Source organism: Pseudoalteromonas phenolica (assembly GCF_044788725.1).
Lineage (GTDB): Bacteria > Pseudomonadota > Gammaproteobacteria > Enterobacterales > Alteromonadaceae > Pseudoalteromonas > Pseudoalteromonas phenolica_C.
On sequence record NZ_CP173162.1, the window covers coordinates 635,741 to 651,756 of the forward strand.

Annotated in this window: 10 protein-coding genes; 7 read left to right on the forward strand and 3 right to left on the reverse strand. The window is 40.6% G+C overall.

Annotated features, from left to right (window positions below; genetic code table 11):
• The first annotated feature begins 54 nt into the window (after nucleotides 1-54).
• Entirely contained in the window at nucleotides 55-1,863 is a 1,809-nt protein-coding gene (locus ACH784_RS20305) for an alpha-amylase family glycosyl hydrolase (RefSeq protein ID WP_404395498.1), read from the forward strand.
• A gap of 124 nt (nucleotides 1,864-1,987) precedes the next feature.
• Here the strand turns inward: ACH784_RS20305 and ACH784_RS20310 are convergent, their stop codons facing one another.
• Nucleotides 1,988-5,527 (reverse strand): PKD domain-containing protein, encoded by a 3,540-nt coding sequence (locus ACH784_RS20310; protein WP_404395499.1) that lies wholly within the window; start codon nucleotides 5,525-5,527, stop codon nucleotides 1,988-1,990.
• 701 nt (nucleotides 5,528-6,228) lie between these two features.
• Nucleotides 6,229-7,245, reverse strand: coding sequence for a hypothetical protein (locus ACH784_RS20315; RefSeq protein ID WP_404395501.1), 1,017 nt, complete (start codon nucleotides 7,243-7,245; stop codon nucleotides 6,229-6,231).
• Nucleotides 7,246-7,486: 241 nt separating this feature from the next.
• Here ACH784_RS20315 and ACH784_RS20320 point away from each other — a divergent pair, with 241 nt between their 5' ends.
• From ACH784_RS20320 to ACH784_RS20345, 6 genes are all read left to right on the forward strand, one after another.
• Nucleotides 7,487-8,161, forward strand: a complete 675-nt coding sequence (locus ACH784_RS20320) for an ABC transporter ATP-binding protein (protein WP_404395503.1) — start codon at nucleotides 7,487-7,489, stop codon at nucleotides 8,159-8,161.
• On the forward strand, nucleotides 8,158-9,156 hold the full coding sequence (locus ACH784_RS20325) for an HlyD family secretion protein (protein ID WP_404395505.1): 999 nt from the start codon (nucleotides 8,158-8,160) through the stop codon (nucleotides 9,154-9,156). Before ACH784_RS20320 ends, ACH784_RS20325 begins: the two co-directional genes overlap by 4 nt.
• Nucleotides 9,149-10,330 carry an efflux RND transporter periplasmic adaptor subunit gene (locus tag ACH784_RS20330; RefSeq protein ID WP_404395507.1) on the forward strand — a complete coding sequence of 394 codons (1,182 nt, stop codon included), beginning with the start codon at nucleotides 9,149-9,151 and terminating at the stop codon, nucleotides 10,328-10,330. Before ACH784_RS20325 ends, ACH784_RS20330 begins: the two co-directional genes overlap by 8 nt.
• Nucleotides 10,327-11,517, forward strand: a complete 1,191-nt coding sequence (locus ACH784_RS20335; RefSeq protein ID WP_404395509.1) for an efflux RND transporter periplasmic adaptor subunit — start codon at nucleotides 10,327-10,329, stop codon at nucleotides 11,515-11,517. The genes ACH784_RS20330 and ACH784_RS20335 overlap by 4 nt, the downstream gene beginning before the upstream one ends.
• Nucleotides 11,514-12,749: an ABC transporter permease gene (locus ACH784_RS20340; protein WP_138566325.1), complete on the forward strand. Its 1,236-nt coding sequence runs from the start codon at nucleotides 11,514-11,516 to the stop codon at nucleotides 12,747-12,749. Before ACH784_RS20335 ends, ACH784_RS20340 begins: the two co-directional genes overlap by 4 nt.
• A 228-nt stretch (nucleotides 12,750-12,977) precedes the next feature.
• Complete coding sequence (locus tag ACH784_RS20345; protein ID WP_404395512.1) at nucleotides 12,978-13,868, forward strand: hypothetical protein; 891 nt, start codon at nucleotides 12,978-12,980, stop codon at nucleotides 13,866-13,868.
• 357 nt (nucleotides 13,869-14,225) lie between these two features.
• Here ACH784_RS20345 and ACH784_RS20350 read toward each other — a convergent pair whose 3' ends face one another.
• Nucleotides 14,226-15,857: a methyl-accepting chemotaxis protein gene (locus ACH784_RS20350; RefSeq protein ID WP_404395514.1), complete on the reverse strand. Its 1,632-nt coding sequence runs from the start codon at nucleotides 15,855-15,857 to the stop codon at nucleotides 14,226-14,228.
• Nucleotides 15,858-16,016: the final 159 nt, after the last annotated feature.

A 16,016-nucleotide genomic window follows, 5' to 3' on the forward strand; every position in this document is an offset into this window, starting at 1 on the left:
GATACCAATCCTTTAAATAGACTATTTAAAGGATTGGTATAAAAAGGAGATCCTATGTTTAAATCACCACTGAATAAAATTGCCTTATCGCTGATGTTAGCGACAGGTCTTACAGCGTGTAGCCAATCAGCGAATACGGAAAAAGAGTCAGCAGCGCAGGCGAATACCGTAGTTGCAGCGACCAATGTTGAACAGTTTGAGCGCAAAGCGGCTAAGCTGACACCGTATCAGCAACGAGACTTTCGTGATGAAGTATTCTACTTTGTGTTGCCTGACCGTTTTTACAATGGCGATCCGAGTAACGATATGGGCGCCGCTGAACACGACACTAAACGTGCGTTATCTCGTGGTGGTTTAGACGTCACTCACAAAGGTATGTATCACGGTGGTGACTTAGCAGGTTTAACTAAAAAGCTGCCTTACCTAGATAACATGGGTATTACCGCGATTTGGTTAACGCCAGTACTACGTAACCGTGCAATGCAAGCCGATACATCGGGTTACCACGGTTATTGGATCTTAGATTTTACAGAGATTGACCCACACTGGGGTTCAAACGCTGAGCTTAAAAACTTCATTGACCAAGCGCACGAGCGCAATATCAAAGTGTACTTTGATATCATTACAAACCACACGGCTGATGTGATCAAATACGAACAGTGCCATGGTAAAGATGGCCTAGGATGGTTGGTTGAAGGTGGCCGCTGTCAATTTAAAGACAGCAATACACCAGAAAACGAGCGCTACAAGCCACTGATCCCTAAAGGCGAAGAAGCCATTAAAGTACCCGCTTGGCTAAACGACATTGATTTATATAACAATCAAGGTGACTCACATTGGTCGGGCGAAAGCTCAATCAAAGGTGATTTTGCAGGGTTAGACGATGTCGACACCACACAACAAAAAGTGGTTGATGGCATGATCGATATCTACAAAAACCTGATCACCGAATTTAAGCCTGATGGTTTTAGAATCGATACAGTAAAACACGTAGACATGTCATTCTGGGAGCAGTTCTCGCCAGCACTGATGGAGCATGCAGCCTCATTAGGTATCAACAACTTTATGATGTATGGCGAAGCGTATAGCTTTGAGCCTGAACTACTCAGTACCTTCTTAACTGAAGGTAAAATGCCATCGGTACTCGACTTCGCACTGCAAGGCAGTATTGAAGCGGTTGTGGTGAATCAAAAAGGCACAAGTGAACTGACAAAGCTTTTCGCGAAAGATCATTTATACAAGCATGAAGATGGTTTTAATGCCAATCACCTTGTGAGTTTTACGGGTAACCATGATATGGGCCGTATTGCATATCGCTTAAAGAGCAGCGAGTTTAATTACAGTGAAAGCGAAATGGTTGAACGTACTCTACTTGCCCATGCATTGATGTACTTTAGCCGTGGTGTACCGGTTATTTACTACGGTGATGAGCAAGGCTTTGTGGGTGACGGTGGCGACCAAGATTCAAGACAAAACATGATGCCATCATTTGTTAAAACCTATAACGATGATGACCTGTTAGCCACAGATAAAACCACAGCTGACGACAACTTTGATACATCACACCTGTTCTATCAGCGTTTTGCTGAATATGCTGAGCTATATCAAGCGCATATCGCACTGCGCCAAGGTGAGCAAAGTATTCTTTTTTCACAAGACGAGCCAGGCTTATTCGCCATCAAACGTGCGTATAAGGGTGAGCAAGGTAAGCAAAACCTAGCGGTTATCTTTAATACAAGCACGAAATCTCAGAGCATTAAGCCGACGGGGGTGAGTGAAAATGCGAAACTGATTTATCAATCAGCTGAAGGTGAAAAAGGCCAAGTAGCGGGCCTTGGATTTAGCGTTTATCAGTTAGATTAACTTAATAATAAAAGACACAATTCATCACACCGAAAAAAGCCCCATTTGCTTATGCAGATGGGGCTTTTTGTTAGTTAATCGGAGCTAATTATTTGGGTTAACTCAGATTATTTTCGGTTTGTATCTATAGCGAGAAAGTGTAATGTTCTCCGTTTTCGCAAGTACTGCTTTCTTCGAAATGACATACAGCCAGCTCAGAATCAGATTCAACCATTATACCTAAATAACTTAAGGAACCAGTTGACACATTCTCTAACTGAAGAAGGTCATTTTTCATAGTTACTTTATAGTGAGTGTTATTCATAACGATCCCATCAGAACATTCACTTAATGGTGAAGGGTTTGTCGGACAGTATCTTTCGCTGTAAAGCTCAATTGGTTGATCTTCGTATAGTCCGTTTAGGTTTGTGCTTCCATTAAAATTCAAGACATGTAAACGAACAGAATTAAAGAATGAATTGGTAAACCTACCCGAGTTCCAAGTTAAATTAGAAAGTTCAAAGAACTGTAATGCAGAAGACTTATCTGATGTTCCATTCCTTACTCGTTGAAGTGACACTACAATCGAGTTGTCATTTTGTGCAATAAGATGATAACTATTTGTCGCTTCAATTCTGCAATCAGCTAAATTCACTTCGCAAAAAGAGACTGATTTTCCTTTATAAAAATACTCTTTGCGAACCAGCACTCCATTATTGTTTTGAGCATATACATTTCTTTGCCAGCGATAGTTAAAATTATCTTGGTCGTTAATAGAGAAAATGATATCGGAATTCTTTGTGTGGATCCTTCTCCAAGTTTTACGGTAATTAATATCATCAAAGGAGATATTCTGGTTCTTCACGAAAATCCCTTGTCGGTAAGATTCTTCACTATTTACACCAAACCCGACTACTACTTGGTAGCCGATATTAAAGGAACGTATAAAGCTAATATTGAGCGTACTAGAAGAGACATTAATGCTCAATTTACTACTATTAATGCGCCATGTTGCTGCGAGAGCGCCAAAACCTAGGTCTACTTCTGCGATGCCGTTCTCTTTAATTTCTATTGTGAAATTACTATTCAGGCCAAAACGTGAATAAGTTAACGACCAAGTACCATATAATTCATCTAAGTTTGGTGCTTTAAAAGCGTTTGTAGAAAATAACTCTCCAGATGTAGAAAGTGTACCTGAGGGAAACTCTACCATTTCATCTGCAAGTTCAAAGTCTATTAATACACCCTTTGATGTATCTGTGTTGTCAAAAACAGACATGATGAATTTGCGTGTTGTAAATGAAAGTGCGTGTTTCAGGTGCTCATATTCAATACTCAATACCTCACTGGTTGTAACGGTAATATCATTTCCATTTTGTTGCCAATCGAATGGCACAGATTGTTTTGGTAGGTTGAGCATTCCCCAGCCATCTTCGGCAAAAGTAAGAATGATGTTTAATCCATCAGCATATTCACTTTGCGTAAGATAATATTGGCCAGAGGGAGAGAATGAACTTCTTTTAACAAGCTTGTCATCATTCAGTATTTCACGTTCTAGTTGAGAGATCAGAGTCGGCTGTTGCTCTCTTAACATGACAAAAAAGTCATTTGTTAGCTCTGGATTTTGTAATAGCGCTAATGTTGTTTCCGCTCCATTAGGGAGAGTAATATTATGGTCTATAACCGCTTTTAAAAGAATGGCATGGTTGATTTTCTGCTGTGCTGATACTTTGCCTCTAGCGAGTTCTAATTCTTCATCGTTCAAATAGTTTTGATTTATATTCTGCATCAAAGCATATTCAGCGGTAGTAACATTCGTGATATTAACAGCAAATAATTCTTCTTTTGTGATAGAGCCATCATCTTTTGCAATCTGTTGTATGTAATCGACAGAGTTTAATTGCGAAGCGAGTGACACGTTTTTCTGTTTATTTATGCCAATAGCTTTCAGCATTATCAGTTGCGAAGCTTCTGATTCATCAACTTTAATATTCAAAGAATAGTCACCATTCTCGTCGGCAGTGGTATTAAATTGCTGCCCGTTAATGGTTGCGGTAACTTCTGCATATTGAATCGGTGAGTCCGTTACTTTACCTTGCAGTGTGAAATCAATCACTATTGGTTCAATTTGTACAAAGTGTGTCACATGAGATTGTGCTCCTTGGTTATCTGTGGCAGTAAATGTGAAAGTGACTTCTTGTGCTTCTTGAATATCTGAGCTTGAAACAGAAATAGTTGAACTAGATGCGTTATCAATTGTGAGAGGAATATTTGCATCATGTGACCAGGCAAAGCTAACTATTTCACCATCACTATCTTTTGCTATCCCTGTTAATGTAAATGCTTGTTTTTCAATGAACTTATCTTGGGCTTGAATGGTTACTTCTGGACTAGCATTTGGCAATGCTTCGATAGTTACTTTGTGTTCCTTTGAATAAGTTGCATTTTGATTATCTGATACAGTGACGACAATGGTGATTTCTTGGTCTTCCTGAACATCCGGTGCAATAAAGCTAAACTCATTGTCCGAAATATTAACTTCTAGCAGTTTGATATCTGATTTATATGCCCAAGTCGTACTTACAATATGTCCGTCAGTGTCTATGGCTTCAGATTTTAATAAGAGCTTGTTTTGTTCAGTGACTTTATTTGCACCTAAAACAGTTACCGAAGGGGGGATATTTGGAAGTGCTTTAACAAGGACATCAAATTCAGATGACTTCTTTGCCGATTGATTGTCAGTTACTTCAACTGTAAAGGTAATTAATGTATCTACAGTAATATCAGTAGAGGTCACAACGAGAGTATTTGTTGATTCACCTTCTAAGAATAATTCAATGTTGGAATTATGTGTCCACTTGTAAGAACTAATTTCACCATCTTGATCTGTTGCATGAGCTTTTAAAGAAAAAGGCGTGCCTTCGATAGTTGAGTTTTCACCATTAATAATCACTTCGGGAGCAAGGTTTTCGAGGGCTTGGATTAAAACAGTTTGAGAATGCTTGGCTACTCTTCCATCAATATGGGTTACTTCCAAATTAAAAGTTACCTTCATTGGTTCCAAAATGTTTGGAGAAGTAACTGACAGGACACTTTTATCAAGACCTTCGACTATTAAATCAATAGGAGATTCATACGACCAGTTTATTGAAGAGATATCGCTTTGCTTTTCATTACTAGATAAGGTGAGTTGAAATCGTTTTTGCTCTATAACAGTATTATCAATAGTTACATCTATATTGAAAGGAGAAGCCGGTTTGTTAATTACTTTAATGCTTTTCTCTGTACTTGCTTGAGCACCTTGATTATCTGTCACCGTCAATGTAAGCGTCATGCTAATATCAGCATCTAATTGACTGCTAGTTAATGTTAGTTGAGGTGATTGCAATCCTTCAGCCTCAATAGGGAGTTTTGAATCGAAACTCCAAAGATATGACACAATATTACCGTCAGGATCTGATCCAACAGCATCCAGTGTTATAGCCGTGTTTTCAGTAAATTCACTCGGTCCATCAATACTAATTGTGGGCGCTTTATTTGGTGGAGGGGAGCTACTATTTTCATTAGTAGTTGGAGTAGGGTTACTTGGTTCTGAGCCGCCACCTCCGCAGGCAGATAATGCGAAGAGCATAGTAATAATTGTAAGCACTTTTAAAGGTGAGGTTTTAATCGAATAAATTTCCATTCTTATCCTTGTTAATTATAATTTTTATCCGCTGAATTATATAGAGTCAGACCATTTGTTGGTACAAGTATTTAACTATTTATTAATTTTCAATCATTTGATGCCACATAATAAAAAGTGCTTGATGGCATGATCGACATCTACAAAAACTAGATCACCGAATTCAAGCCTGACGGTTTTAGAATCGATACGGTAAAACACGTAGATATGTCATTTTAGGAGCAGTTCTCGCCAGCACTGATGGAGCACGCTGCCTCATTAGATATCAACAACTTTATGATGTATGGCGAAGCGTATAGCTTTTAACCTGAACTACTCAGTACGCTCTTAACTGAAGGTAAAATGCCGCTGGTACTCGATTTTGCATTGCAAGGCAGTATTGAAGCGGTTGTGGTGAATCAAAAATGAACAAGACGAGCCAGGGTTATTCGCCATCAAACGTGCGTATTAGGGTGAGCAAGGCAAGCAAAATCTAGCGGTTGTCTTTAACACCAGCACGAAACCTCAGAGCATTAAGCCGACGGGGATGAGTGAAAATGCGAAACTGATTTACCAATCAGCAGAAGGTGAAAAAGACCAAGTAGCCGGCCTTGAATTTAGCGTTTATTAGTTAAATTAGCTTAATAATAAAAGACACAATTCATCACACCGAAAAAAGCCCCATTTGTTTATGCAAATGGGGCTTTTTGTGAATTCTCTAGCTATCTCAAAAACGTAAGCTGTTCATAGTTTTCTAAAAAAGTTTTTAAATTCGGTGAGAGCGCAATAGGGGGAAATTTAACGTTAACGACAGGTGTGGTATTGCTGACTGTAGCAACATCCTCAGCAGCAAATTGCCAATATTGTTGATCATACTTTGGACCTCTGACCGCTCGAAGTAAAGATTGATAGTAAGCTCTATAATGTTCACCACGAACGGCATCGACTTCTTCGAGTGTGATGCGAATATTATTGTTAAGCTCTAACCAATCCCTCGACTTTTTAAGCTGTTGTTCAAATGGAAAGGCCATCATGCTTTCTACAGCGGCTTCATCGAAGAGCTTAATATTTTTCTGTGCGTCTTTTAGATTTTCTTTTAAACCCGCGCAAAGCGCATCACAAGTTGCTGTTTTAACGGTGTTTAAAAGCTGTTGCTGCAGTAACTTTAGTTGTTCAATGTGCTGTGTGCTTAATGTGATTAAATGGTAAGCCTGTTCACTTTGCTGCCAAGGCGTTAATGCAATTGTTTTTTCTGAGTTTTGAATCAGTGAATTTAACTGAAATAAGAGTTCGTTAACTTCAATGATGCTCCAGTTAGTCGGAGCTTTATTTAGTAACCCTTTCCCTTGCATCACTAATTCCTGATGGTTATCTAATAATGCATGGGTGCTTCTAACTAGCTTTTGTAAAGCGTCGTCACTGAGGATCTGTTTAAGAACAGTGTCGGCCGCCATTGAATTGTCTAATTTCTTTGCCTCAGCGGCTAAATTAAATGCCGTTATCAGATCTTGTTGGATAAGGTGTGCTTGTGATTGTGTAACTTTATCAATGGCTGTTTTGTGTTGCTGTGCTTGCTGTTGCCACGATGTCTCACCGAGTTCAACAAGTTGCTGCGCGAATTGATATTGGCTTTGGTGATCTCTTTGTACTTCAGCCTGATAGTAACTTTCTTCAAGTTTACTTTCTTTACTACAGGCGGCAAGTAGACAAACACTTAAAAATATAAGACTTTTTCTCATAACAATCACTGTTTTCCGTAACCTGAAAGTTACTATAGTGGAAACATATTTTAAATGTAACCATTATTATTTTGCATTTTATGTTTCATTGGTAACGTCTTTTTACCATAAGGTTAACTTTTGGTGAATTGCGTGGTTTAATTTATTGTTATTAAAATCAGTTGGTTATGGTGGTTGACTCAGTTGTTTATATTGTATACGGTGAATATCTGATAAAAATAATAATCAAGGATTGTAGCAAGTGATTGAAGTTAAAAACTTATATCGCGAATACGGCAGTGGGGAAACGCGCGTCACCGCGTTAAACGATGTTTCTATCTCCATTGATGAAGGCGAATTCGTTGCCATTATGGGCTCTTCGGGTTCAGGAAAATCAACCCTTATGAACATATTAGGCTGTCTTGATACACCAACAAAGGGCGAATACTTTCTCTCGAATGAGTCTATTCAAGATATGCGCGATGAAGACTTATCAAAAATAAGAAACGAGCGTATTGGCTTTATTTTCCAAACTTTTCACCTTTTAACTCGCTTGAGCGCTCTTGAAAATGTCACTCTGCCACTGCGTTACACCGAAATCTCACCAGGTGAAGCCAAACAAAAAGGCTTAGCCATGCTTGCCAAAGTCGGACTTGATCATCGAGCAGGGCACAAACCGAATGAAATGTCGGGTGGTCAAAGACAAAGGGTGGCCATTGCCAGAGCCCTAGTGAATGAGCCGAAAGTCATTTTTGCCGATGAGCCTACAGGTAACTTAGATAGCAAAACCTCTCACGAAATTATGTCACTGCTATGTGACTTACACCATCAAGGGCACACCATTGTGATGGTGACCCACGAAGACGATATTGCCGAGTATGCAAAACGTATTATCCGAATGAAGGATGGTGTGAAAATAGAGGACAGCCGCCGATGAAAGCTAATTTAAAACGATGCACATTAAAACCATTGTGTTTGGCTATGTTGCTTTCAAGCTCAATGCTCAGCGCTAATAGCTATGCAGAGGATGTTCAAAGCATTTTCATCACAGGTGAAATCAAGGCCGGTGATAGCCAAACTTTCTTTTCGCCACAAAGTGATACTTGGCGTGTGCAAATTGAATGGATGTTACCGGAAGGCGAAGTGGCTAAGCCCGGTGATGTGGTAGTGGTATTTGAAGGTGGAGCGATTGCCAGCACCATAGAACAAGATGAAGTGAGTCTTAATAATGCGCAAGATGAATTAAAAAGGCAGCAGAATAAAGGTCAGCAGGCGATCTTAGAAGCTGAATTTGCGTTAACGCGCGCTGAGCTCTTACTTGAAAAAGCGAAGATAGACGCCGCGGTGCCGAAAAGTCATGTCAGCGTGTTCGACTACGAAGAAAACCAGCTAAAACTTGAGCAAGCGGTTATCCAAAAGCACAAAGCCAAAGCAAGTCTAGCTGAAGCAAAAACCACAGCGCAGGTGAATATTCGTAAACAAGAAATTGAAATCGCACGTCTACAAATTAACTTAAAAGAAAACCGAGAACGCTTAAACGACTTAACCCATAAGGCAATCAATCAAGGCCCGATTTTATATGCAAATCACCCTTGGTATGGCTCTAAATTATTTTCGGGTGCGACGGCACAACCAGGCTGGAAAATTGCAGAAATTCCTGCGATGACAGGGCTCTACCTTGAGGCTTGGGTACATGAAATTGATTATAAGTACCTTACGCTTGAGCAAAGCGTTAATTTGACCCTAGACGCCTACCAAAAAACACCGATTACAGCCAAGTTAACTAATTTATCGACACAACCGGAAGAGCGCAAAGAATGGGGGAAAGACGCCTATTATCGTGCGGTTTTCTCATTTGATGAGACGCAAAAGCTAAAAATACTGCCGGGGATGACGGGGCGTGTGCGTTTACAAGGAGGTCAATATGAATAAGTTTAAATTAGGCCTATTAGCCAGTGTTGTCGCTTTATCGTTAGTAGGCTGTGGCAGTGATGATTTTGACTATCACACAGTCGAGAAAACCAGTTTTCAGCTGGCTGTACAGGCCAATGGTGAACTAGAGTCAGCAAAACAGTCGTTAATTGCGCCACCTTCCATTGCTCGCATGTGGCAATATAAGGTGAAGTTTCTAGCACCTGAAAACAAACAAGTAAAAAAGGGCGAGGTTGTTGCGGCATTTGATGACAAACCTGTGCGCGATCGCTTGATTGATAAAAACAGCGAATATGATCGTGCAGTCAAAGAGCTTGAGAACCAAAAAGCACTCGAAATTAAAAATCAAGAAGAGCTTAAACTTGCCCTTGCCGAAGCACAGATGAACTTTGATATTGCTGAGCGTAAAGCCGACATTAACGATGATTCGCTTTCAGACAATGACAAGCGCAAGGCACAGATAGATTTCACCATTGCTAAAAATGACCTAGCGTTGGCGCAAAGAAAGCTAGCGTTTCAAAAAGAGACCAAAGCACTCAATATTCGTTTAGCGGAAGGTAAAGTAGGCCGCTTGAAGGCCGAAGTAGACGCATTACAACAAGACATCGAAAGGCTTAAAGTCAAAGCCCCAATGGATGGCATTGTGATGTATTACAGCAATGCCAGTGGCGAAAAGCCGACTGTGGGTGAAAGTGTGCAATTTGGCCAGCCGGTTATTGAGATGGCAGTGATAGAAGACATGCAGGTGAAAGCGCAAATTGATGAAGCAGACTTTGGCCGTATTGCGCTTGATCAACATGTCAAAGTCACCATAGATGGGCCAGAGCCACTTATCACAACGGGTAAAATCACTACCATTGGCAGTGCTTTTCGTGAAAAATCTCCACAAGATAAACGCCGCATAGTCGATACCCTGATCACCTTAGATGATATTGATACTGCGATCATGCGCCCAGGCTTAACCGCCCGGGTAGAAATCGCCACAGATAAAATTGAAAACGTGTTAGTTGTACCAATCTCGGCCTTACACCGTGAGCAGTCAAGTGGCGAGCAAGCCAGCGCTTATGTAATTGAAAAAGACGGTGACAAAGTACCTGTGACGGTCGGCAATATCAGTAATGGTTTTGCTGTGATCACAACGGGTTTAGAGCAAGGTGATGAGGTGCGTCTATGAAATATTTAGCAATTGTGATCAGTGCGTTACTACTAACCGCATGCTCAGAGCTGGCAGAAGTCGATGCACAATTAACCTATACGGTTCAAAAAGCGCCGTTTAAAAATTATGTTGCAGCAAAGGGCGAATTAATCGCAGCAACAGAAACGGTGATCAGTACACCAGCTTCATCTCGTGGTCCACAAACGCTCGCTTGGTTAATGCCTGAGTATTCACAAGTTAAGAAAGGTGAAGTGGTAGCACGATTTGATGGTCGTGTCATGAGTAAGCAAAAACGCGAAAGTGAATTTTCAAATGACAAGGTCTCACAAGACTTGTCTGGCAAAAATACTGAGATTGACACAAGAAGAAAGCATTTGGGGTATGACATCGATATTGTAGAAGAAGAAAAACAATTTGCTGAAACCTTCTCAATTGATGATGTTCGCATCATCTCTAAACTCGATATCTTAGAGCAGGCGCAAAAGGTCGATTACCTAAATGCTAAAACAGACTATTTTAATTGGCAATCAGAGCAATTTAATAGCAGTGCCCAAGGTGAATTAGATCTCTTAAATATGCAGAGTCAGCAGCATCAAAGCAAAATTGATATGCTCAATGGCAATTTGTCGTCATTAGAAGTGGTTGCCCCCCACGATGGTTTGCTGACGCACAGTGTAAACTGGCGCGGTGAAAAACCAAGAGCCGGGCAAACACTTTGGCCGGGTCAGAAAATTGCGGGTTTACCAGATATTTCTGTGATGCAAATTAAGCTATTCGTGAAAGAGCGCGAAGCCATAAACTTGCAGCAAGACCAAACGCTGGAGTTTTCTTTGATTTCAGATCCGAGTAAAACATTCACTGGCAAAGTGACCAAGCTTGCGCCATTTCCAAAGTCAATCAAACGCCAAGACCCGCAAAAATACTATGAGCTGACCGCCAGTATTGATGAGCAAGGTGCACATTTACGACCAGGTCTAAAAGTCACGGCAAATATCATTGCCAACCAAGCAGCCGAAAAGCTGGTTGTGCCTAAGTTTAGTGTATTTGCCGATGAAGACGGTGCGTATGTGCAACTTAAAACGGCGTCGGGTTATAGCAAAACCCCTGTGAGTTTGGGGCAAAGTAACTTAAGCCATGTTGAAATTACCCAAGGCCTCTCAGAGGGAGATGTGATTGCGTTGGTCGATAAAGAGGGCAAATTATGAATCTAGTGGGCTTATTTAAAGATGCGGTAGTACAGCTACAGCAACATAAACTGCGTACCTTTTTGACATTGCTTGGCATGATCTTCGGTGTAGGTGCCGTAATCGCCATGTTAAATATTGGTGAGGGCGCTCAGCGCGAAGCGTTGAAAATGATTGACTCTATGGGCCTTAACAACGTCATTGTTGAAGCGAAAGATTTTGAAGAAGAAGAGCTCAGAGAGCAGCGTAAACACTCAGATGGTCTGTCGCTCAATGATGGTAAAGTTGCCGTTGAAGCTTTGCCTTTTATCACTGATTTTGCCGCAGAAAAAGTGGTCGAAACTTATCATGTATTCAGTGAATACGCTAAGTTCGAAGGCCAAGCCGTGGGGGTCAGTGAAAACTACTTCAAGCTGGCGCATTTCGATTTAAGTGCAGGGCGTTTGCTCAATGAACAAGACGGACAACACTTTTCACAAGTGGCGCTGCTCGGCGCCAATACCGCTAAAACCTTGTTTCCACTTGGTGATGCAGTAGGCAAGTCAGTCAAAATTAACCATCTGTGGTTTGAAGTCGTAGGTATTTTAGAAGCGCCTTTTTTGAAAAAGAAAGAGTTTCAAGGGGTGAAGCTAGGTGACGAACAAAACCAGATTTTTATCCCGTTAAAAACAGCCATTCACCGCTTTAAAAGTGAATTACTCGACCCAGAAATATCGCGTATTAAGCTAGCAACTGAGCCGGGATTTAGTCCAGTGATGGCCGCACAAGCCATTGATGCACTGGTTAAGGGCCGTCATAACGACATTGATGATTACAAGCTGATTGTACCTGCTGCGTTATTAGCACAGCAAAAGCAAACTCAGCAAATCTTTAATATTGTAATGTCGTGTGTGGCAGGCATTTCACTGCTGGTGGGCGGTATCGGTATCATGAATATCATGCTGGCAACAGTGTTAGAGCGCACCAAAGAAATCGGTTTACTTCGCGCCATTGGTGCCACGCAAAAAGACATTCAAGTTCAATTCATTACTGAGAGTTTTACTATCTCTATCTTAGGTGGTTTGCTTGGGGTGTTTTTCGGTATCGCTTTATCTGAGCTAATTGCATTCTATTCAGAATGGGCAGTATCTTGGTCGCTCAGCGCCATCGTTTTATCGTTCAGTATTTGCGCATTGGTGGGTTTGACATTTGGTGTTTACCCTGCGATCAAAGCGTCAAAGCTCGACCCTATAGAAGCGTTGCAGAGTGATTGATTTTAGGTGGAGTAAGCGAGCTAGTAAGGGATGAGTTAGCGAGCTGAAAGCTACAAGCTTAAAGTTAAAAGCGGTAAGCTTTAAGCTAAAGACTGAAAACGCAGGTGCAGAGATGTGCCTGCGTTTTACAATGAAAGAAATAACTTAGTGCATTTAAGTTACTCATTTTATGGTGAATACTTTGCTTATTGCTCCGAATTTAGGCAGCAAGGTAAAAAGGAGTCTTAATTGAATAAAAAAATAGTTATAAATGATGTTTTTGAAGAAATAGACCAACATTTAATCGAGCAGAATGTTCCGATAAAGCTTCGTTGTTTGAAAGCCGTTGAGCATGTAAGCAAATATTTTGACAATGTTCCAATTCCATTATCTAAAAATTCCCCATTACCTAATAACAGTTTGGGTAATCAATTAGGAGAGTGGCTACTTACGTGGTATGAAGAAAAATATGGTACTCTTCAATCTTATAATTCTGATTTGGGTTTCTTTTATCAGAGAATTAGAGGTGATCTCTGGTTTTACAGGGTTCCAAATTTTATTGGGCATTGTAGTTTTTTTATAGATAAAGATTTAACAAATAAAGGTGCTCAAAATGAAACTAATATTATGCGAATGTCTGCGAAGATGACTCAAGCATATGTGAACTCTTTGACTGAAGAAGAGCTCAACAGTTTAGGTCAGTCATTCTGTTTAGCACTAGAGGCTTTTCAAATCTTAAACACTTGGAAATTAAAGAAAATCCCCTTTTTTCCAGCAATTGAAGCAGACTTTCAAACTATATCCGTGCAATTACAAAGTAATAGCATGAATTATGGTCAAGCTAGGTGGGCTTATTCACAATGTGCAGAGAAAATTTTAAAAGCATGGCTTTTAAATGCGGGTATAAATAAAGAAGAACTACAAAAGAAATATGGACATAACATTCACAAATTAGTTAATGCATTTAATAAACATTATGCAAAATCTATCAGTACTAACGGACTTAATTCAATAATTTGCTCGGCAGGAGTTAGATATGATGAAGGAGAGTTCTCTTCAAAAGATATAATTAAAGCTCAAACTTGGTTATTCAAAACAATAATAACAATTGGTACTGATCCAAAGCTAGAAGGTAGTTGAGTGTGGCCCACAATAGGTGATCCAACTTAAAACCTTAATTACTGTAGGCGCAGGTTTATCCTGCGCGCAAAAAAGCGCGATGTAAAATCGCGCCTACAGCAACAAAGTTTTTATGCGCCGGTAGCACCGACTTTATGTCGGGTATTTTATGTCGCCATGGTTTGAATATTTTGTCGGGCTGAAGCCCGACCTACAACATTAACATACCTAAAATCCCAAAACTGACCAACCCTGTAGGCGCTGGTTTATCCTGCGCAAAAAAAGCGCGATGTAAAATCGCGCCTACAGTGCAAACGCTAAATTGGTTTTCCGTCAATGGCGGGACTAAACTCATGCCGCGCTCTGACTTTTACGCTTTTAAACCTTAAACTCTCTCACTAAATCACTTAATTCTTGCGACATGACGCTGAGCTGTTGACTGGCTGCATGGGTGTGTTCAGCACCGGTTTCTGTTTGCACTGAAACTGCTGCGATACTGGCCATGTTATCTGCAATGACAGCGATGTTGTCAGACTGCAATTGTGCGGCCGCGGCAATTTCGGCGTTTGAAAGCTGGATGGCCTGCATCGCGCCATCTACTTGCTGTAACGTCTCATTACATTGCTTACTTATTAATAAGCCTTCATTGGCAGATTGCTTACACAGTACCATTTCATCAACAGTGGCTTTTACCCCTGTGTGAAGCTGGTTAATAATGGCCTGAATATCTTCTGTTGATTGCTGGGTACGCATTGCAAGCGTTCTAACTTCATCAGCTACAACGGCAAAGCCTCGGCCTTGTTCACCCGCGCGAGCAGCTTCAATCGCGGCGTTGAGTGCCAGTAGATTGGTTTGCTCAGCTACCTTTTGGATCACATCGAGTACTTCAGTGATTTTATCTGAGCTATTTTGTAGCTCCTTCACCGCGTGCTCTGCGCTATCTACTCGTTCAGCCACTTCATTGATTGAGACAGCGTTGTCATTAATATGCTTTAAACTCTGAGCTGTTAACTGACCAGCATGCTCCACGTTATCAAGGGCACTTTGTGTTTGTTGAAAGACCTCTTGAGCAGACTCGTTCAGATGGCTGACCTTTTCTTGCACTGATGCTGTTTCTTGATGCTGTTCAACAATACCCGTTTTTATCTGCTGTGTTACCACAGATAGCTCTTCGGCTTGAGACGCTAACGACATGGTATTCTCGTTAATATTGTCTAGCACATGTCTAAACTGGGCGTTACTTTCATTAAAGGCGCGTCCCATTTCAGATAGTTCATCATTACCTTGATGCTTTAGCTGAATTGTCAGATCTTTCTCATTCGCCACTTGAGTCATGGTGCGAGTCAGTTTATTTAATGGCTTTGTGATGTTACGTGCCACATATTGCGAAACAATAAGTAATATTGCTATGTAAACCAACATTTCAATTAGAATGCTGCGTAAGGTTTGGTAGTAGGTCTCTTGAATATCAGTTAGGTAAATTCCCGTACCAATTACCCAATTCCAATGTGCCTGCTTTTGTACATACGACACCTTTTCTTCTTGTTCAGTTGAACTAGGTTTTGGCCATTGATAGGTAACAAACCCCTGGCCATATTGTTCTGCGGTATCAACGAATTTCGAAAATGCAATACGTATAAATGGTTTTACATGAGTTGTCATTGATTGGTCGTTGAGTGCAGGTTTAATTGGGTGAGCAACCATGTCACCTCGGTTGTCGAATACAAAAAAGTAGCCTGACTCACCAAAACGGGTGTTATTGATCAAATACTTTGCTTGTGCCTGCTTTTGCTCAGTGGTTAGGTTGGCTGACTTGGCAATGGCATTCAATTGAGAGCTGACAGATTCCACAAGGCCAATCGCCTTTGTTTGTCTTTCAGCTGTCATTGTGTCTTTCAGTTTGTTTGCAGCAGAGAGTTGGATCCCCACAATAATTGCGATAGAGATAGCAATAGAGATTCGCAGCTTATTGGCAACTTTTATTTTGCCAAGCAGGCGGTTGATGTTCAAAACAATGACCTCACATTTTGTATGTATATTGTTAATGAAATGGCTGTGGGTGGGAAGTTTACCTTAAAAGGGTTCGATAATGAGATTTATTTTTATTGGTGAGTTGTTACTTTTTGGATTTTTATATGCAAAAACCTGATTAAACTTCAGTTTTTTATT

Bases quoted from the DNA above. Each gene is read 5' to 3' on its own strand.
- ACH784_RS20325 (WP_404395505.1), top strand. From the start codon at position 8,158: ATGAAAGCTAATTTAAAACGATGCACATTAAAACCATTGTGTTTGGCT.
- ACH784_RS20315 (WP_404395501.1), bottom strand. From the start codon at position 7,245: ATGAGAAAAAGTCTTATATTTTTAAGTGTTTGTCTACTTGCCGCCTGT.
- ACH784_RS20310 (WP_404395499.1), bottom strand. From the start codon at position 5,527: ATGGAAATTTATTCGATTAAAACCTCACCTTTAAAAGTGCTTACAATT.
- ACH784_RS20330 (WP_404395507.1), top strand. From the start codon at position 9,149: ATGAATAAGTTTAAATTAGGCCTATTAGCCAGTGTTGTCGCTTTATCG.
- ACH784_RS20305 (WP_404395498.1), top strand. From the start codon at position 55: ATGTTTAAATCACCACTGAATAAAATTGCCTTATCGCTGATGTTAGCG.
- ACH784_RS20335 (WP_404395509.1), top strand. From the start codon at position 10,327: ATGAAATATTTAGCAATTGTGATCAGTGCGTTACTACTAACCGCATGC.
- ACH784_RS20340 (WP_138566325.1), top strand. From the start codon at position 11,514: ATGAATCTAGTGGGCTTATTTAAAGATGCGGTAGTACAGCTACAGCAA.